The organism is Corynebacterium tuberculostearicum, from assembly GCF_030229345.1.
In the GTDB taxonomy this organism is placed as follows: Bacteria; Actinomycetota; Actinomycetes; order Mycobacteriales; family Mycobacteriaceae; genus Corynebacterium; species Corynebacterium tuberculostearicum_G.
The window spans coordinates 30,918-49,020 of the sequence record NZ_JASPGP010000015.1 but is presented as its reverse complement, the minus strand read 5'-3'; the positions used below and the strand labels follow the sequence as shown (position 1 = coordinate 49,020).

Annotated in this window: 13 protein-coding genes and 1 tRNA gene; 10 read left to right on the top strand and 4 right to left on the bottom strand. The window is 61.5% G+C overall.

All coding sequences use genetic code 11. The features are described 5' to 3' along the window. Positions 1-85 precede the first annotated feature (85 nt). A complete protein-coding gene (locus QP884_RS10125; RefSeq protein WP_284821927.1) occupies positions 86-1,447 on the bottom strand; it encodes a dicarboxylate/amino acid:cation symporter in 1,362 nt (453 codons plus the stop codon). A 326-nt stretch (positions 1,448-1,773) separates the two neighbouring features. Between QP884_RS10125 and QP884_RS10120 the strand changes: the two genes are divergently transcribed. The 5 genes from QP884_RS10120 (at position 1,774) to nrfD (ending at position 9,055) form a co-directional block, all read left to right on the top strand. Next, positions 1,774-2,796: a thermonuclease family protein gene (locus tag QP884_RS10120; RefSeq protein WP_284821926.1), complete on the top strand. Its 1,023-nt coding sequence runs from the start codon at positions 1,774-1,776 to the stop codon at positions 2,794-2,796. Positions 2,797-2,982: 186 nt separating this feature from the next. Next, complete coding sequence (gene pcp / locus QP884_RS10115) at positions 2,983-3,570, top strand: pyroglutamyl-peptidase I (protein ID WP_284821925.1); 588 nt, start codon at positions 2,983-2,985, stop codon at positions 3,568-3,570. A 47-nt stretch (positions 3,571-3,617) separates the two neighbouring features. After that, positions 3,618-6,884, top strand: a complete 3,267-nt coding sequence (gene fdnG / locus QP884_RS10110) for a formate dehydrogenase-N subunit alpha (protein ID WP_284821924.1) — start codon at positions 3,618-3,620, stop codon at positions 6,882-6,884. Next, positions 6,885-7,943, top strand: a complete 1,059-nt coding sequence (locus QP884_RS10105) for a 4Fe-4S dicluster domain-containing protein (protein WP_284821923.1) — start codon at positions 6,885-6,887, stop codon at positions 7,941-7,943. It begins immediately after the preceding gene. Continuing rightward, positions 7,940-9,055 (top strand): NrfD/PsrC family molybdoenzyme membrane anchor subunit, encoded by a 1,116-nt coding sequence (gene nrfD, locus QP884_RS10100; RefSeq protein WP_284821922.1) that lies wholly within the window; start codon positions 7,940-7,942, stop codon positions 9,053-9,055. The genes QP884_RS10105 and nrfD overlap by 4 nt, the downstream gene beginning before the upstream one ends. Here nrfD and QP884_RS10095 read toward each other — a convergent pair. Further along, positions 9,052-9,636 carry a hypothetical protein gene (locus QP884_RS10095; RefSeq protein WP_284821921.1) on the bottom strand — a complete coding sequence of 195 codons (585 nt, stop codon included), beginning with the start codon at positions 9,634-9,636 and terminating at the stop codon, positions 9,052-9,054. The two genes, nrfD and QP884_RS10095, sit on opposite strands and share 4 nt — an antisense overlap. A gap of 1 nt (position 9,637) precedes the next feature. Next, the gene (gene selD / locus QP884_RS10090) at positions 9,638-10,621 is read right to left on the bottom strand and encodes a selenide, water dikinase SelD (RefSeq protein ID WP_200435122.1); all 984 of its coding nucleotides are present in this window, start codon (positions 10,619-10,621) and stop codon (positions 9,638-9,640) included. A 171-nt stretch (positions 10,622-10,792) separates the two neighbouring features. Here selD and QP884_RS10085 point away from each other — a divergent pair. The 3 genes from QP884_RS10085 (at position 10,793) to selB (ending at position 14,002) form a co-directional block, all read left to right on the top strand. Continuing rightward, positions 10,793-10,887 (top strand) — tRNA-Sec (locus tag QP884_RS10085). 25 nt (positions 10,888-10,912) lie between these two features. Beyond that, positions 10,913-12,229 carry an L-seryl-tRNA(Sec) selenium transferase gene (selA, locus tag QP884_RS10080; protein ID WP_284821920.1) on the top strand — a complete coding sequence of 439 codons (1,317 nt, stop codon included), beginning with the start codon at positions 10,913-10,915 and terminating at the stop codon, positions 12,227-12,229. Then, the gene (gene selB / locus QP884_RS10075; protein ID WP_284821919.1) at positions 12,230-14,002 is read left to right on the top strand and encodes a selenocysteine-specific translation elongation factor; all 1,773 of its coding nucleotides are present in this window, start codon (positions 12,230-12,232) and stop codon (positions 14,000-14,002) included. A gap of 27 nt (positions 14,003-14,029) precedes the next feature. On the opposite strand, the gene QP884_RS10070 is transcribed toward selB, so the two are convergent. Further along, the gene (locus QP884_RS10070; protein WP_284821918.1) at positions 14,030-15,115 is read right to left on the bottom strand and encodes a hypothetical protein; all 1,086 of its coding nucleotides are present in this window, start codon (positions 15,113-15,115) and stop codon (positions 14,030-14,032) included. A gap of 193 nt (positions 15,116-15,308) precedes the next feature. On the opposite strand from QP884_RS10070, the gene QP884_RS10065 reads away from it, so the two are divergent. After that, positions 15,309-17,246 (top strand): BCCT family transporter, encoded by a 1,938-nt coding sequence (locus tag QP884_RS10065; protein WP_284821917.1) that lies wholly within the window; start codon positions 15,309-15,311, stop codon positions 17,244-17,246. A gap of 34 nt (positions 17,247-17,280) precedes the next feature. Further along, the gene (gene zupT, locus QP884_RS10060) at positions 17,281-18,078 is read left to right on the top strand and encodes a zinc transporter ZupT (protein WP_179386311.1); all 798 of its coding nucleotides are present in this window, start codon (positions 17,281-17,283) and stop codon (positions 18,076-18,078) included. Positions 18,079-18,103: the final 25 nt, after the last annotated feature.

Here is an 18,103-nt window from a genome sequence, read left to right as displayed (position 1 = left end):
CCAACGCCCTCACACAAACCGGTAGCATCAAACCAAACTAACCATCATCGTTGCAACGACCCCTAGAATCCGCCTAGGAGACTGGTTAAGCCTTGACGCCGATGGCCTCGGCCGAGTCAGAATCCATAATGTCCTTGACGCCGTTCTCGGCAGCATCCCAGGTTGCCTTGTCCTGGATGCCGGCGCGCTTAGCCACGATGGTGGCGCACAGCACCTGTCCGGTGACGTTGAGTGCGGTACGACCCATGTCAATAATCGGCTCGATAGCTAGCAGGAGACCAACGCCGGCCAGTGGCAGTCCGAGCGTGGAAAGCGTCAGGGTGAGCATCACCGTTGCGCCGGTGGTGCCTGCAGTAGCGGCGGAGCCGATAACGGACACGAAGATGATGAGCAGGTACTGGGTGAAGTCAAGGTCGATGCCATAGAACTGGGAGACGAAGATGGCAGCGATGGCTGGGTATACGGAAGCGCAGCCATCCATCTTGGTAGTTGCGCCCAGCGGAATAGCAAAGGAAGCGTACTCGGATGGAACGCCCATAGCCTTTTCGCTGAATCGCTCGGTAGCTGGCATGACGCCCATCGAAGAACGGGTGACAAAGCCTAGGGAGGTCACGGGCCATACGCGCTTGTAGAAGCCGATGACCGGGATCTTGTTGAACTTCAGCACTGCCGGGTAGACCACGGCAAATACTAGGCCCATGCCGACGTACATGGCCAAGACGAACTTGCCCAGCGAGCCCAGTGCATCCCAGCCGTAGGTAGCTACGGCCTTACCAATAAGGGCCGCGGTGCCAATCGGGGCAAGGCGGATAATCCACCACAGGATGACCTGAATGACCTTCAGGAAGGACTCGGTAAAGCGCAGGAAAGGCTCAGCAGACTTACCAGTCTTGACGGCGGCGATACCAATGGCTAGCGAGATGACGAGGAGCTGGAGGGCACCAAAGCTGAGGGATACTTCGCCGTCGGAAAGCGAGGCAGAAAGGCCCACGAAGTTCTGGGGGAGAAGTTGCTCAAAGAACGCGGTCCATGAACCGACGTGGGAAGGGTCCTGCGCGGTAGAAGCATCGATGCTTGTGCCGATGCCCGGCTTCATCACGACGGCGACAATGATGCCCGTCAAGACGGAGAAGAATGCGGTAATGGCAAACCATACCAGTGTGGAGATTGCCAGGGACGCGGCGTTGGCCACCTTGCGCAGATTTGCAACGGAGGTAACAACGGCGGCGAAGATGAGTGGCGGGATCATCACCTTGAGTAGCTGGACGTAGGCGCCGCCGACGCCCGTGAGTAGGGTGGTCAACCAGCCGGGGTTGTCTGGGTCGGTATCCATGCCGGAGGCAATGAAGCCTAGGATGAGGCCGATAATAAGGCCCGCGATGACCTGGGCACCGAATCCCGTGGCCCAGCCTGGAAGCTTGGAGCGCGAAGATTCTTGTTGAGACATTAAGATTCCTTTGAAAATAAAAATGGACAGATCGGACTATTTTCCAGATACTGTTCTGTTCAACTTCAACATCGCTCAGCTTATTCCTTCTACGTCTGTAGGTACAAAGCGCGGGATATTTGCTGTGTCCACAACCTCACCCTTCGCGCTCACGGAGAGGTGGTTTTGTGCTTGCTTTTCGACGCCGATGAGCGCGAAGGGAGGGGAGCTTGAACTACCACGTGTGTCCCATTGCTAACTTTAAGTAGCTACTCTCTCTATCTTTCTCAGGAGGAACATTCATGGGCTGGGTTAAACCTCTCATTGGCATTTTCGCAGTCGGAGCTGTGGCTTCCGTTGCCTTAGGCGGCGGCGATGAAGATGCAGTGGTGGTCAATCGAGTGATCGATGGCGACACCATTGACGTCGACATAGACGGCGAAAATACCCGCGTCCGGCTACTTAATATTGATACGCCGGAAATCGGCCATAACGGCGAACCGAGTGAGTGCCTCGCGGAGGAAGCGAAGCAGTACTTGGAAGGACGGCTGCCAAAGGGGACGGAGGTTCGGTTGGAATATGACTCCGAGCGGACCGACAAGTACGGCCGCACCCTTGCCGGTGTCTTTATCGACGATGACTTCATTAACGCGGATGTCGCGGCCGAAGGGCTGGCCACTGCAGTCGTATTTGGTGGAAACGACAAGTTTTATGACGAAGTGCACAACGCCGAACGCCGCCCTAAAGATGCTGGCGAAGGGATCTTTGGGGTCTCGGACGAGTGCAAGGTCTCCAGCGATGAGGACATGGCCGAAGCGCTTAGCGGCGCTGAAGCTGCGGCGGCAGCATTTGCAGCTTCCGGGGAAGCTGATATTGCAGGGTACGAGGATGTATTGGACAAGTCAGCAGCTGCGAAGGCCGGATTAGCGGTTCTGACTCGCCACAAAGATGCTCGAAGCACCTTCCAGAAAGCAGCGTATCCGGATGCTCCCAAGGAGATTGCCGCGAAGAAGGAACGCGAGCTTGAGGGAAAGGAGAAACAAGCCCGCGAAGAGATCGAGAAATTGGAGGAAGAGAAGCGCGAGAAGGAGCGCCAGGAAGAAGAACGCCGCCGTGCAGAGGAGCGGAAAGAAGAGATTCGTCAGCAGGAGCACGATGCGCCGGAAGTAGAGGTAGCGGAGCAACAAACGCACGACGAGGTGGCTGAATACCAAGCTCCCGAACAGCAGCCCGCACCTCGGCCGGCACCGGTGGTCGATAACTACACCGGGTGCCGAGCTTATGGCGGAAACTATGCCATGACGTCTGTAGATAAGAATGGACGTTCATATGCGAAGATCGACTGCACTACGAAGCAGCAGATCGGTTAGGCACCCCGCCCTTCGCGCTCACGGGCAGGGCCCTGAGTACTTGGAGTATGGCTCCCGGTGAGCGCGAGGGGAGCGGGGATTAGGGCCTACGCCCTTGCCACTCACCGGGACCAAGGGGAAGTGCCATCCAAGCGCTGCCGGTGAGCGCGAAGGGTGGGAGGGCCCGGGATCTGGAATACTGGCAGCATGAAAATCCTCGTAACCGCATTTGACGCCTTCGGCGGAGAGAGCATCAACCCCACGGAACGAGCGCTTCAGCAACTGCCGGATCGCATTGGAGACGCGGAGCTCATCAAGCTGGTGATCCCGACGAAGTTCGGGGAATCGCTGCGTCGGGCGATCGAGGCCGCGGAGGGCTCGGCGGTCGATGCAATTGTATGTTTGGGCCAGGCCGGTGGGCGGGCGCATATCACCCCAGAGCGGGTCGCGATTAACGTTATGGATGCCGATATTCCTGATAATGCGGGTTATCAGCCGGTGGATGTACCGGTTGTGGAAGGCGGCCCGGCGGCATACTTCTCTACGCTGCCGGTAAAGGAAATGGTTGCGGCGATGGAGGATATTCCGGCGCGGTTGTCGAACACGGCAGGGACTTTCGTGTGTAACCAGCTACTTTATGGTCTCTTGCACCACTTTGCAGCGACGGAGGTGCGCGCAGGATTTGTCCACGTTCCGTACATTACAAAGCAGGAGAAAACGGAAAAGCCCATGATGGAGCTGGCGGACATCGTCGAGGGGATTAAGCGGGCACTCTGGGCGGTGCAAGCTAGTTAGGGTAGCCTTTGTGGCTTTTTTAACCGGCGAAATATAGATTAAAGGACATGTCTCGCTTTAGCCCTCTCAACTGGCCGGTTGTGCGCCAGCTGCGCAGTGGCGATCCCTTCGGAAGGGACGTCAATACGCAGTCTCAAAAGAGTAAAGATAAGCATGGGCGCACCGTGGAAGCGGACCGCGTGGTGCAGTCGGTGTGCCCGTACTGTGCGGTTGGTTGCTCGCAGCGCGTGTATGTCAAAGATGACCGCGTCATCCAGGTGGAGGGCGATCCGGATTCGCCTATTTCCCGTGGGCGCCTGTGCCCTAAGGGATCCGCGTCGGAGCAGTTGATCAACTCCGCTACGCGCCTTACCAAGATTAAGTATCGTGCGCCGCACTCTACGGAGTGGCAGGACCTTGATGAAGATACCGCGATGGAGATGATTGCGGATCGTTTCTTGGAGGCCCGCCGCAATGGCTGGCAGGATGTGGACGATGAAGGTCGTGTGCTCAACCGCACGATGGGCATCGCCGGTTTGGGCGGTGCGACCTTGGATAATGAGGAAAATTACCTCATCAAGAAGCTATTTACCGCCGCTGGTGCGATTCAGCTCGAGAACCAGGCGCGTATATGACACTCCGCCACTGTTCCTAGTCTAGGAACTTCGTTTGGCCGCGGCGGCGCAACCCAACCGCTGCAGGATATGGCGAATGCGGACTGCATCGTCATTGAGGGTTCTAATATGGCCGAATGCCACCCCGTGGGGTTCCAGTGGGTGGTGGAAGCCAAGAAGCGTGGTGCCCGCATCATTCACGTGGATCCGCGTTATACGCGCACGTCTGCCTTTGCGAATCGCCACATTGGCATTCGCGGCGGTACGGACGTGGTGCTTTTGGGCGCAGTCATTAACTACCTGCTGGACAATGACCTGTATTTCCATGACTACGTGGTGGCGTATACCAATGCGCCGATGATCATTTCGGAGGACTACCAGGACACCGAAGATCTGGATGGTCTGTTCTCTGGTTATGACCCAGAGACCGGTAAGTACGTCACGGATTCGTGGCAATACGTGCAGAAGCCGGAGGGTGCGTCGTGGAATGTGGAACGCGATGAGACGCTAGAGCATCCGAATTCGGTCTTCCAGATTCTCAAGCGGCACTACGCGCGCTATACGCCTGAGGTAGTGGAGGAGACCTGCGGTATTGCGCAGGAGGACTTCTATTACTTGGCGGAGTCGATCGCGCGGAATTCCACGCCGGATCGCACCACCTGCTTTGCCTATGCCTTGGGCTTTACCCAGCACACTCTGGGTGCGCAGTTTATTCGTACCGCGGCCATCTTGCAGCTGCTCACCGGCAATGTGGGACGACCAGGTTCGGGCATTATGGCGCTGCGCGGCCACGCCTCGATTCAGGGTTCTACCGATATCCCGACGTTGTTCCACTCGCTGCCGGGGTATTTGCCGATGCCGAGCGTCGAAAAGCAAAGCTGGCCAGAGTTTGTTGATGGAATCCGTAACGAGTCGCAGAAGGGCTTCTGGCAGATTGGTGAGAACTACGCAGTCTCGCTGATGAAGTCCTATTGGGGCGATGCGGCAACCAAGGACAATGGATGGGGCTATGACCTCATGCCGCGCATTTCTGGTGCGCATTCGACCTATGAAACGCTCATGGCCATGCTGGATGAGCAGGTGGAAGGCTACTTTGTGTTTGGCCAGAACCCGGCCGTGGCACAGTCCAACGGCGGTATGCAACGCCGTGGCTTGGCGGCGCTGAAGTGGCTGGTCGTACGCGATTTCCAGGAGATTGAGACCGCCTCCTTCTGGAAGGATTCGCCGGAGATTAAAAACGGCGAGCTTAAGACCGAAGACATCGGCACCGAGGTCTTCCTGATGCCGGCGGCCACCCACGTGGAAAAGGCAGGAACCTTTACCCAGACGCAGCGCATGTTGCAGTGGCGTTTCCAGGCAGCCCCACCGCCAGGGGATGCAAAGAGTGACCTCTGGTTCTTCTACCAGCTGGGCAAGAAGATCAAGGAGCGCCTGCGCGATTCCACCGATCCGCGAGATATTCCTCTGCAGAAGGTCACGTGGGACTATGTGGAAACCGAGGAAGGCGAGCCGAATTCTGAGGACGTCCTCAAGGAGATCAACGGCTACTACCTAGAGGGCCCGAAGAAGGGCGAGCTTTTGCCTGCCTTCGTGGAGATGAAGAATGACGGCAGCACCTCGGGCGGTTGCTGGATCTATACCGGCGTGTTTAAGGACGGCATTAATCAGTCCGCGCGCAAGGTACCGGGGTCGGAGCAAAACGAGGTAGCTCCCGAGTGGGGTTGGGTATGGCCGGCCAACCGTCGCCTGCTCTACAACCGTGCTTCGGCGAAGCCGGACGGCACTCCGTGGTCGGAGCGCAAGAAGTATGTGTGGTGGGACGCTGACCAGGGTCAATGGGTTGGCGATGACGTGCCGGACTTCCCGGCTACCAAGGCCCCGGACTACAAGGCTCCGGTCGACGCCGTGGGCCCGGACGCCCTCGACGGCACCGATGCCTTCATCATGCAGGCGGATGGCCGCGGTTGGCTGTTTGCGCCGTCGGGGCTTTCCGACGGCCCATTGCCCACCCACTATGAGCCGCACGAGTCTCCGGTGCACAATGTGCTGTACAAACAGCAGCAATCGCCGACGCGCCTGACCATTAAGCGCCCAGACAACCTGTCGCGCCCAGAGCCAGGCGAGCCGGGCTCGGAGGTGTTCCCGTTTGTCTTTTCCACCTACCGCCTCACCGAGATGTATACGTCGGGTGCGATGTCGCGCCGCCTGCCGTACCTAGCGGAGTTGCAGCCGGGCCTTTTCTGCGAGGTCGATAAGGCCTTGGCAGAAAAGCGTGGCTTGGAAAACGGCAAGTGGGCCACGATCATCTCGCCGCGCGGCGTCATTGAGGCACAGGTCTTGGTCACTGACCGCATGCAGATGATGAAGATCAATGGTGAGGAGTTCCACCAGATCGGCCTGCCGTATCACTACGGCGAGTCCGATTCCACGGCCGTTGCAGGCGATGGCGCCAATGATCTGCTGGGCCTTACGTTGGAGCCAAACGTATTCATCCAGAATTCCAAGATCGGCGCTTGCGATATCCAGCCGGGGCGTCGCCCCCGTGGTGAGGCTCGTGTGGAGATGCTCAAGGAGTATCAGAAGCGCGCGCACCTGAACCTGGATTCTGGTAATGATCTGCTCACCGTGGATGATTCCTTCACCTATAACCCAGAGCCGCAGCAGCCCGCGGATGCGGATGAACACGGCGAGAAGGGCGAGGAAAGCGAAGAAGGTAAGTAAATGACCAATCTTCTGACCGAAAACGCGAGCCGGCATGGCTATGACAAGTACCGCCGTATGGCCTTTTTCACCGACACTTCCGTGTGCATCGGGTGTAAGGCCTGTGAGGTGGCGTGCAAGGAGTGGAACCGCAACCCGGTAGAAGGCTATGACGTCACGGGTGATTCCTATGACAACACCGGCGCACTGGGTGCAAATACCTGGCGGCACGTGGCCTTTGTGGAGCAAAACAATGACCGCATCGAGCATGCCCGCGAGGAGGGAAAGAATCTCATTTCCTTAGGCATGCCTTCGGTAGGGGCGCAGGCCCCAGAGGTGGATACCACCCCGCCGGATACGGATACGTTCCGGTGGCTCATGTCCTCGGACGTGTGTAAGCACTGCACGCATGCGGGCTGCCTGGACGTGTGTCCTACAGGCGCGCTGTTCCGCACCGAGTTTGGCACCGTTGTGGTCCAAGATGACGTGTGCAATGGCTGCGGCACGTGTGTGGCCGGCTGCCCGTTTGGCGTCATCGAGCGCCGCGATGACGGCGGTGTGGCGCTGAAATATGACAAGACGGCCACGGTGGATTACGTGGATAACTCCCATGCCGGCGTGAACGTGCTGAAAAAGCTCAAGCAGCTTGCCCCGCAAGGGCCGGACCACACGCCAGGCGAGTCGATGCCGATCAAGAACTTGGGCGTGGCCCAAAAGTGCACCATGTGCTACGACCGCCTGAAGCAGGGCGAACAGCCAGCATGTTCTAAGACCTGTCCTACTGATTCCATTCAGTTCGGCCCGTACGAGGAGATGCTGGCCGCAGCCAAGGGACGCGTGCGCGTATTGCACGAACAAGGGCTAACTGAGGCCCGCCTTTACGGTGCCAACCAAGACGATGGCGTGGGCGGAACCGGCTCCATCTTCTTGCTTCTAGATTCACCTGAGGTCTACGGTTTGCCGCCGGACCCGCGCGTGCCGACGGCCGATTTGCCGCAGATGTATAAGACCGCAGCCAAGGCTATCGGCGGCATGGCGCTGGCCGTGGCTGGTTCCTTCCTGATTGGGGGACGTAAATGAGCAACTTTGATGAATACCGTCCACCGCAGCCGGAGCGGCGCAATCGCTACCGGAAGTTCGACGGTACGAAGCCGAAGAAGAAGCGGAAGCGTCCGGGCGCCGGCGCGCAAGATGGCTCCAAAGAGGAGCGCATGGCGCAGGACTTCGAGTTTTCGTCTTACTATGGCCGACCTGTGGTGAAGGCTCCGCCGTGGGAATGGCCTATCGGCGCCTACCTCTTCTTGGGCGGCGTGAGCGGTGGCTCGGGGCTCTTGGCTGCCGGTACACAGGCCGCGGGCAATGCGCCGCTGCGTCGCACCACGCGGATCTCTGCCTTTGGCGCGGCGGCCGTGGGATCGGTCTTTTTGATTCTGGACTTGGGCCGCCCGGAACGCGCATTGAACATGTTCCGCGTCTTCAAGGTGACCTCGCCAATGTCCATGGGCTCGTGGATTTTGTCGGGATTTGCCAGCGCGGCCGCGCTGCCGGCCGCCGCGGAAGTGGATGCGGCGACTGGCCACAAGCTGCCGCTGCCGAAGTTCGTGCGCACGGCGCTGAAGAAATCGGCCGGGCCGGCGGGCGCGATAGCGGGCGTGCTTGGCGGCCCGCTCGCGGGCTATACCGCGGTATTGCTGTCTAATACCTCGAACCCGGTGTGGAATGACATGAAAAAGCACCTGCCGTATGTCTTCGTTTCCTCGGCGGGCGCGGCGTCGTCAGGCCTGGCTATGGTGACCACTCCGGTCGAGCACGCGGGACCGGCCCGCGCGTTGGGTATGGCCGCGGCGGCCAGCGATCTGGTGGCGACCAAGGTTCTTGAAGAAGGCATGGAGCCGGAGCCGCGCGAGGCGCTGCACGAGGGCAAGCCGGGCGCGTTGATGAAGGCCTCGGAATACTTCATCGCGGCCGGCGGTGTCGGTAGTGCAGTGGCTGCGGTGACGAAGTCACGGGCCGTCTCGGTAGCCGCGGGGCTATCGCTCTTGGCAGGCTCGGCGTGCACGCGCTTTGGCGTGCTTAACGCCGGGCTGGAAGCGGTGAAGAACCCGGAGACCACCATCGGGCCGCAGAAGCGCCGGGCGGAAAAGCGCCGGCGCGAGCAGGGCCTCGACCACGATGTGGTGAGCCCGGACTAGTCCAGGTCCTGCAGGGCGGGAGCGAGCTCTGCGCCGATGTCTTCCATGCGTTGTTGCTCGGCTGCGGAGTCGTGGCCATCACGGTGGAGGTAGTAGTTCAGCGCCACATCGCCCACGGTGGTCACGCAGGTGGTAGACACTGACTCTTCGACCGGCCAGGCGGAGCAGTAAAAGCGCCTGTCAGCGGCGGTGAACTCGAAGGGGGAGTACTCATTGGCGGGGCGCTGCTGGGCGGCGTTTTGGGCATCGAGGTCGTCGTGCAGCAGCTCTAAGTAGCGCTGTGCCGCCTCATTGGGGTCATCGGGGCACACGGGTGCGCCCTCGGCCTCATACTTCGTCCCCAGTAGGCTGACCTGCTCCTTATCCTGTGCACGGTAGAGCACTGAGAAGGAGTGTTCATCCTCGTCGGTGGAGTGCGGGTCGAGCTTGGCCTTAGCGAGCGAATCCGGCAGGGCTTCGCGCACCGCGGCAATATCAACAGGGGAGCATCCGCTTGGCGATGCCCCCTCGGATGAGCACCCCACCAGCCCTGCTGCGGCAAGGGCGGTGGAGGCGAGGAAAGCGGGGAGGCGTCGGCGCATCTTAGGCCTTAATGAACGCATCGCCGGTGCGCTCGGTGGTGTGGCCGATGACGGGGTAGCCGGGAACCTCGCCGATGAGGAGGAGGCCGCCGGAAGTTTGGGCGTCGGCAAGCAGCACTAGCTCTTCCTCGCTCAAGGAGGTATCGAGGTGCGGGCGCACCCAGTCCAGATTGCGGCGAGAACCGCCGGGGATGAAGCCCTCCGCCAGCGCTTCCTTTGCTCCTTCGATGGTGGGCACGGCGGAAAAGTCGAGCTCCGCGGCGATGCCGGAGGCCCGGCACATCTTGTACAGGTGGCCGAGCAACCCGAAGCCGGTGACATCCGTGGCCGCACGCACGCCCGCCTCTACCGCTGCGCGGGCGGCCTCACGGTTCAAGGTGGTCATGGAATCGACCGCGGCCTGGGAGACCTCGCCGGTGGCCTTGTGCTTGTTGTTGAGGATGCCCACGCCAACGGGCTTGGTTAGGGTGATGGGCAGGCCGGGTTCGGCGGCGTCGTTGCGCATGAGCTTGTCGGGGTCCACGATGCCGGTAGCGGCCATGCCGTACAGCGGCTCGGGCGCGGTGATGGAGTGCCCACCCGTTACGGAGATGCCGGCCTCGGCGGCTATATCCATGCCGCCGCGCAGGACCTCGCGCAGCACGTCCAATCCGAGCTTTTCATTCGGCCAGCCCACCAGGTTAATGGCGGTAACTGGGGTGCCACCCATGGCATAAACGTCAGACAGCGCATTGGCCGCGGCTACCCGTCCCCAGTCATAGGGGTCATTGAGCATGGGGGTAAAAAAGTCCGCAGTGGAGATGACCGCCAGGCCATCTTGAATCTTTACGGCCGCGGCGTCGTCGCCATCGTCCAAGCCGACCAGCACGTTGGGGTCGGCCTTACCAATGAGGCCTTCGACGGCGGATTCCAACTGTCCAGCGGGAATCTTGCAGGCGCAGCCGCCACCGGCCGCGAAAGAGGTGAGCTTAATATCTTCGGTCATACGGCTATTTTACTAGTTCTACGGGAGCTTCTTGCTGCGTATTAACGGGGGAATAGTGCGCAGCAAAGGAATCTCCTCGGGCGCCGCAGGAGCCACCGTGGCGCACCGTGGTGAATGTAGCGTCTGGTAGGTGTCTCGGTACCGAGGAATGCCCGTGTAAGGTGAGCATACGGAGGCGTACGTGTCCTGGTGGGCGCCCCGGTCTTCAAAACCGGTGAGGCCGAGCATCTCGGTCTGGCAGGTTCGATTCCTGTCCGTCTCCGCCACCCGCGCGCAAGGAGGAATGCCACAGTGCCCACGCCCACGCCTGCTGCCAGCCCGGATCCCCGCAGGAATATTCCCCGCATGGACGAGCTGCTCCAGCTGCCGGAAGTAGAATCTGCGCGCCAGCGCCTAGCCGAGCACACCATCCGCGCGATACTCCAGGGCGCAGTCGCCCGAGCGCGCCGCGGTCAGCTGCCGGTCAGCGAAATACCCGCAGAAATTGCGCAGCGCCTGGAACAAAAGAATGCGCATTCCTTGCGGCCGGTCATTAACGCCACCGGCGTCATCATTCATACGAACTTAGGGCGTGCCCCGCTTCCCAGCGCCGCGGTAGAGGCCCTCCAAGCCGCCGCTTCCTATACCGATGTGGAAATGGACCTGGACTCGGGCAAGCGATCAAGAAACCGCGGTGCCGGCGCCACGGCCGCGCTGCTTGCGGCCTGCCCCGGTGCAGAAGATGCCCTCGTGGTCAATAACGGCGCTAGCGCCTTGCTGCTGGCTACCGCTGCGCTCGCTCCCGGCAAAGAAGTCATCATCTCGCGCGGCGAGCTCATTGAGATAGGAGCTGGTTTTCGCCTGCCGGAGCTCATCGAGTCCACGGCCACGCGCCTTAAAGAAATTGGGGCGACTAACCGCACGCACCTGGCCGACTACGAGCGCGCGCTGAGCGATAACACCGGTGCCATCTTGAAGGTGCATCCTTCCAATTTCCGCATCGAGGGCTTTACCTCCGCAGTCGGGGTAGAGGAACTGCACCGCCTAGCGGTGGAGCACGATACGCGACTCATCGTGGACTTGGGCTCCGGCCTGCTCACCCATGACCCGGCGCTGCCAGAAGAACCAGATATCCAGGCCCAGCTGCGCGCCGGCGCCGATATCGTCATTGCCTCTGGCGATAAGCTGCTTGGCGGTCCGCAGGCAGGAATCTTACTCGGTACCAAGGAAGCGATTGCCGCGGTGAAGAAGCACCCGCTGGCGCGTGCGGTGCGCATAGATAAGCTGCGCCTCAACGCGCTGGAGGCGGCCATTTCGACGCCCTCGAATGCGGTGCAGGACGCCCTCCACCTCGAACCCCAGACCCACCGCGAGCGCACGGAATCCATCGCGCAGGCAGTCGGGGCAGAAGTGGTGCCTCATGATGGCCGCGTGGGCGGCGGCGGGGCGCCCGAGTACCCGCTGCCGGGCTATGCAGTGAGCTTGCCCGAGCGCTATGCGGACGCGCTGCGCCGCCAAGACCCTCCCGTGGTAGGCCGCGTGCATCAGGGCCGCTGCTTGGTGGATATTCGCTGCGTTCCTGCCGATCATGACGCCACGGTTATTGCCGCTATTAAGGCGGTGGGCTAGGTGTACGTCGTCGCTACTGCCGGTCATGTGGACCACGGCAAGTCCACCCTGGTGCGGGCTCTTACGGAGATGGACCCGGACCGGTGGGAGGAAGAAAAGCGCCGCGGCCTTACCATTGATCTGGGGTTTGCCTGGACCACGCTGCCTTCTGGCGCGGATGTGGCTTTCGTAGATGTGCCCGGGCATGAAAAATTCCTAGGCAATATGCTCGCTGGCGTGGGCCCGGCCCCGGTCGTCCTCTTTGTTGTGGCGGCCGATGAGGGATGGCAGGCCCAGTCCACCGACCACCGCGATGCCTTGCGCGCGCTGGGCGTAGAGCACGGCATTATCGCGCTAACTCGCAGCGACCGCGCCACTGTGGACCGCACCGCAGAAATCCGAACGCAGCTGGCCGGCACCCCGCTTGCCGACGCCCCCATTATCCCCGTATCCGCCCCTACCGGCGACGGCATTGCGGCGCTGCGGCAGGCGCTCGATGAGGTCCTTGCCGCTGTGCCCGCTCCCGATGCGCAGGCACCCGTGCGACTGTGGGTGGACCGCGCCTTTAGCGTGAAGGGCGCGGGCACCGTGGTTACCGGAACGCTTGCCGCGGGCACCCTGCGCGTGGGCGATAGCCTTAAGGTGGCCACGGCTGGTGGGGAAAGGGCCGTGGAGATCCGTGGCCTGCACAGCGAAAATCGCGCGCAGGATGCACTCGGCCCCGTCACTCGTGCGGCCGTCAACCTGCGCGGGGTGGATGCCGCCGATATCCACCGCGGCGACGTGCTGCTTACCCCGGGTGCGTGGCGCCTGGTGGACCACCTCGATGTCCGCCGCACCTTTGGCGCGGAGCTCGACGGGCTGCCCGATAACCTCGTCGTGCACACCGGTACCGCCGGGGTGGAGGCCCACCTGCGTCCCTTGTCTGCCGATTTCGCGCGCATCAGCCTGGCACACCCGCTGCCGCTGCGGCTCCTTGATCGTTTCGTAGTGCGCAGTCCTGGCGGCCGGCACGTCGTCGCTGGGGTAGAGGCAGTAGATCTGCGGCCGCCGGAGCTTAACCGGCGCGGTGCCGCCCGCCGCCGCGCAGAAGAGCTCAGTGCCCAGCACTCATTCCGCGATCCTGCCTCTTACCTGCGCCGCGTCGGCTTCGCCCGGGTGGATGACCTAGCCCGCGATGGCTTTACTACCGCGGCGCCGCCCCAAGGCATTATCGCCTTCCGCGACTGGTGGATTGCCGCCTCCCAAGTTACGCGGTGGAAGCAATCGCTTATCGACGCCCTGCATGCCCACACCGCCGCACATCCCCTGGCACCGGGAATGCCCCGCAAGGCTGCCATGGACGCCCTCGGCCTGCAAGAAGAGGGCTTGCTCGGCCTTGCCATCGCCGCTGCGAAAGCGGAAAGCAGCGAGGGAGTGCTGCGCCTTCCCGGACAGCAGGCGGACCTTGGCGCGGCGGAGCGCGGGGTGGCTGCCATCGAAGAAAGGCTTAAGGCAGAACCCTTTGCGGCTCCCGAGGCAGATGACCTCACGGAGCTGGGCTTGGGCCCCAAGGAGCTTGCCGCCGCCGAGCGCGCCGGGCGCCTCCTGCGCCTCAAACAGGGAATCGTTCTCCTGCCCTCGGCGCCGGAGGAAGCGCGCCGGCGTCTTGCCGAACTGGAGCAGCCCTTTACGCTTTCGGCAGCCCGCAAAGCGCTGGGCACCACGCGGCGGGTAGCCATCCCGCTGCTGGAATACCTCGACGCCCAGCGGATTACTCGCCGCGGCGACGGAGGCCAACGCACCCTACGCTAACAAGGCCCCTGGGGCCCGTCGCCGCACCTATTTGCGGTGATTGCCCCCGCGGTGGTGGGAGGATTCGCGGGCCACGCGCCGGGCCCGCACGCGCGCGGATTCGGAGGAAAAGCGGCCCGGTTCTTCGGCTACCGGCAGCGCGCGCCAGCTGAAATTCTGCTCGCCCGGGATGGAAGAGACCAACTCCGCCAGCTTGGCGCTGGCCTGCGGTTGTTGTGATTGCTCATTGTGCTGCTGAGCTGGCGCATCTGGCTCAGCGGGTGCAGGCGGCTGGGCCTGTGGCCCTTTCGGGCGGCGTGAGCCGGTGGGCAGCGCCGTCACGATGGCCTCGCCGGCAAGCGTGTGCTCCCAGACCTCGGGTTGAGCCGGTGTGGCTGCGGGCGCAGCAGTGGGAATCGCAGGTTGTGGCGCGGGCACGCGCAGCGGTGGAACAGCGGGGGAGAAGAGCTCCGCGGTGGTGGCCTCATCGGCGGGGATATCGACGGCAAGCATGCCGTGGCTCGCATAGGCGCGGGCGGAAAGCCCCGCTCCAGAGCCGCTGGCCGCGGCGAAAGCGGCGCGCAGGCCGGGGAACGCAGGAATGTCGCCGATGGGGCCGAGCACCATATCGTCGCAGGTGGCCACTGCGGTGCCGGCAAGGTCTTCCAGCGTGACGAAGAATTGCTGCGTGCCCATGCTCTCCAGCTGGGCGGGCGATAGGTCGCCGGCGGCGGCATCGATGAGCACGCCTTGCCCACCGGAGAGCAGTGCGGTTCCTTGCGTTTGGTCGTTGACCGGCACCATCCACGGCCACAGGCCCAGTGACACGGCAACCTCAACCTCGCCGTCTACTACTTCCACGGTGGCGATCGTCTGCGGCTGTGCGGAGGAGGCCTTTAAACGCTCCAAGGCGGGATACTCCGCCGCCTCGACCTCGTCCAGAAACCCCAAGAAGCCGAAGTCCGAGCGGACGCGCCAGCCGTTGGTGTAGGTATCGGGTTCTAGGGAGACGTCGACAAGCGCAGCGTGCTCTGCCACGCCGGGGATACTCAATGCGGTGCCCAGCACTGGGTGCTCGAGGACCGCAACATGCTCCACGCCGAAGTAACTAGTCGCGAGCGGGTAAAGCGCCATAGAACGTCACTCCCAAGGTTAAAGGCCGGTAAACAATGCGTAGCTCATTTTACGCATATGGGGGAAGGGCTGGCGCCAGCTTTATATCCTGCGAGTTTTTATTAATGTATAGACAGCTCTCTTAAAAGTGACACCCGGAAAACAGAATAGGAGTAGAACCATCTCTTCTTCATCGTCTTCCTCATCCCGCCCTGTGCGTGGGGTGAATAATTCGGAGGAAAGCAAAAAGCGCACCCGCAATGCCAAGCGCATCTTAAAGGACATTATGTACCCGCATAATATCCACCCCGCGCTGGTACCGGGCGTCTCCATTGAGGACCAGAAGGTCAAGTACGGCGTGGATAAACCGATCCTCTTTGTGGTCGGCGGACTGGTCGTCGCCTTCGTAGTCTGGGGTGTGATTGCGCCCGAGCAGGTCTTCGATGCTTCTTCGACAGCGCTCGATTGGGTGATGCGTAACTTGGGCTGGATCTTTACCGCCCTGGCGACGTTCCTGATGTTTTTGCTCATCATCTTGGCCTTTTCAAAGTACGGCAAGATCCCGCTCGGCCTGGATGGGGAGAAGCCGGAATTTTCCACGGTGAGCTGGGCGGCGATGCTCTTTGGTGCCGGCATTGGCATCGGCATTATTTTCTTCGGCCCCTTCGAGCCGCTGAGCTACTACCTTTCGCCGCGCCCGGGCGCCTATGAGGCCGCGAGCGATGAAGCGGTGCTGGGGGCCATGGCGCAGGCAGCCATGCACTGGGGTCTTAATGCGTGGGCGATTTATGCCATCGTGGGCCTGTGCGTGGCCTACGTGTCCTTCCGCCGCGGCCGCGTGCCGCTGATGAGCTCCATCCTGATGCCGCTCTTTGGCAATCGCTCCTCTGATTCCCTGCCCGCGCGCATCATCGATGGCTTAGCCATTATTGCCACTCTCTTCGGCACCGCCGCCACGCTTGGTATTGGTGCGCTGCAGATCGGCCGCGGCGTGGAATTGGTCAGCGGCTGGTCTACCACCGGCAACACCGCGGCGCTGGTAATCATCGTGGTCCTGTCCATCGGAACGATCTTCTCGGCCGTCTCCGGCGTGGCGAAGGGCATTCGGTGGCTCTCTAATATCAACCTGGTGCTGGCCATGGCCCTGGCCCTGTTCTTCTTCGTCGTGGGGCCGACCGCCTTCTTGGCCAATATGCTGCCGGCCGTGGTGATTGAGTATCTCGATGAAATGCCCCAGATGCTCTCTGCCAATATGGGCCAGGGGGAAGACATGGTTGCGTTCCTGTCCTCCTGGACCACCTTCTACTGGGCCTGGTGGGTATCCTGGTCGCCATTCGTGGGCGTCTTCGTAGCCAAGATTTCGCGCGGGCGAACCATCCGCCAGTTCGTGCTCGGTGTGCTGCTTATTCCCTCGGCCATCATTGTTGCCGCTTATACCATCCTGGGCGGTACCACCATTTGGCTGCAGCGCCGCGATGGCGATATCGCCCCAGATGGCACTATCGATTCCATGCCGGCGGCAGAAGACATCTTCTTCAAGGTCTTGGACCACTTCCCAGGAGCGGAGTGGATGGCGCCCATCGTCATCGTCATGCTGGTGGTCTTCTTCATTACCACGGCTGACTCCGCATCCATTGTGAACTCGCAGCTCACCCAGCGCGGCAACCCCAAGCCCAACCCGGTGGTTACGGTCTTTTGGGTGGTATGTATGGCCGGCATTGCTGTGGTCATTTTGCTTGCCGGCGGCCGCAATGCGCTGCAGGGCCTGCAGAATCTTATTACGGTGACGGCCCTGCCCTTCGCGGTCATCATCGTGCTCATGTGCATCGCGTTGGTGCGCGAGCTGCGCCATGATCCTGCCTCCATCCGTCATTTCTACGAGGACGAAGCGGTCTCTAATGCGATCGTGCGGGGCGTGCGCGATTATGGCGATAACTTTGCCCTGTCTATCGAGCCGACAGACGGCGACTACGCAACGGGCGCGCACTTTAACTCCACTGCAGCAGAGGTGACCGATTGGTACGCGCGCACGGACGAAGAGGGCCGCGCCGTGGGCTATGACTATGAGGCAGGCGAGTATGTGGACAACGATCCATCTATCAAGAATGGCGAGTTCATCTCTCCGGTACCGGAAGATAAGGAAGAAAATTAATACTTGACAATTATTGGCTGGTAGGGTGCCAGCTATGACTTTTAGTACCTTTGCCTTTGCCTTCGCCTTGGTGCTGCTGTCGGGTCTATCGACCTCGATTGGCGGCGCTTTGGCGGTGGGAAGGCGCGAGCCGGGGCCGGCTTTTATGGCCGCTGCACTGGGGCTTTCGGCCGGCGTGATGCTGTATGTCTCCTTTATGGAGATCCTGCCGGAAGGCATTGCGCAGCTTTCCGACGCCCTCGGCGAGGAAACCACCGGCACCTGGGCCGCCGTCGGGGCGTTCTTTGCTGGCATCGCCGTCATCGCCATCATTGACCGGCTCGTGCCGGAGGAGATTAATCCCCATGAGCCGGCCACCACGGCCGAAGAAGCCCGCCGCAAGAAGCTAATGAAAACTGGCGTATTTACCGCCTGCGCGCTGGGCCTGCACAATTTCCCTGAGGGATTCGCCACCTTCTTATCCGGTCTGGAATCTAAGGAAGTTGCGGTGCCGGTGGCGGTGGCCATCGCCATTCACAATATTCCGGAAGGCATTGCGGTGGCTGTTCCGCTGCGCGAGGCCACTGGCTCCCGCAAGAAGGCCTTTTGGTGGGCCACCTTGTCTGGACTGGCTGAGCCGCTCGGCGCGCTCATCGGCTTTGGCCTTCTCATGCCGGTTATTGGGCCGGCGACGATGGGCATTAGTTTCGCCGCCATCGCCGGCATTATGGTCTTCATCTCGCTGGATGAGCTATTGCCCACCGCTGAGGAGACCGGCGAGCACCATCACGCTATCTACGGTTTGATTGCCGGCATGGCCGTGATGGCGGTTTCGCTGATGCTATTTATGTAGCCGGCTATGCAGCCGGGCTACGGAG

Excerpts from the sequence above, each read along its gene's own strand:
- QP884_RS10125 (WP_284821927.1), bottom strand. The coding sequence starts at position 1,447 with ATGTCTCAACAAGAATCTTCGCGCTCCAAGCTTCCAGGCTGGGCCACG.
- pcp (WP_284821925.1), top strand. The coding sequence starts at position 2,983 with ATGAAAATCCTCGTAACCGCATTTGACGCCTTCGGCGGAGAGAGCATC.
- QP884_RS10105 (WP_284821923.1), top strand. The coding sequence starts at position 6,885 with ATGACCAATCTTCTGACCGAAAACGCGAGCCGGCATGGCTATGACAAG.
- nrfD (WP_284821922.1), top strand. The coding sequence starts at position 7,940 with ATGAGCAACTTTGATGAATACCGTCCACCGCAGCCGGAGCGGCGCAAT.
- QP884_RS10095 (WP_284821921.1), bottom strand. The coding sequence starts at position 9,636 with ATGCGCCGACGCCTCCCCGCTTTCCTCGCCTCCACCGCCCTTGCCGCA.
- selD (WP_200435122.1), bottom strand. The coding sequence starts at position 10,621 with ATGACCGAAGATATTAAGCTCACCTCTTTCGCGGCCGGTGGCGGCTGC.
- QP884_RS10070 (WP_284821918.1), bottom strand. The coding sequence starts at position 15,115 with ATGGCGCTTTACCCGCTCGCGACTAGTTACTTCGGCGTGGAGCATGTT.
- zupT (WP_179386311.1), top strand. The coding sequence starts at position 17,281 with ATGACTTTTAGTACCTTTGCCTTTGCCTTCGCCTTGGTGCTGCTGTCG.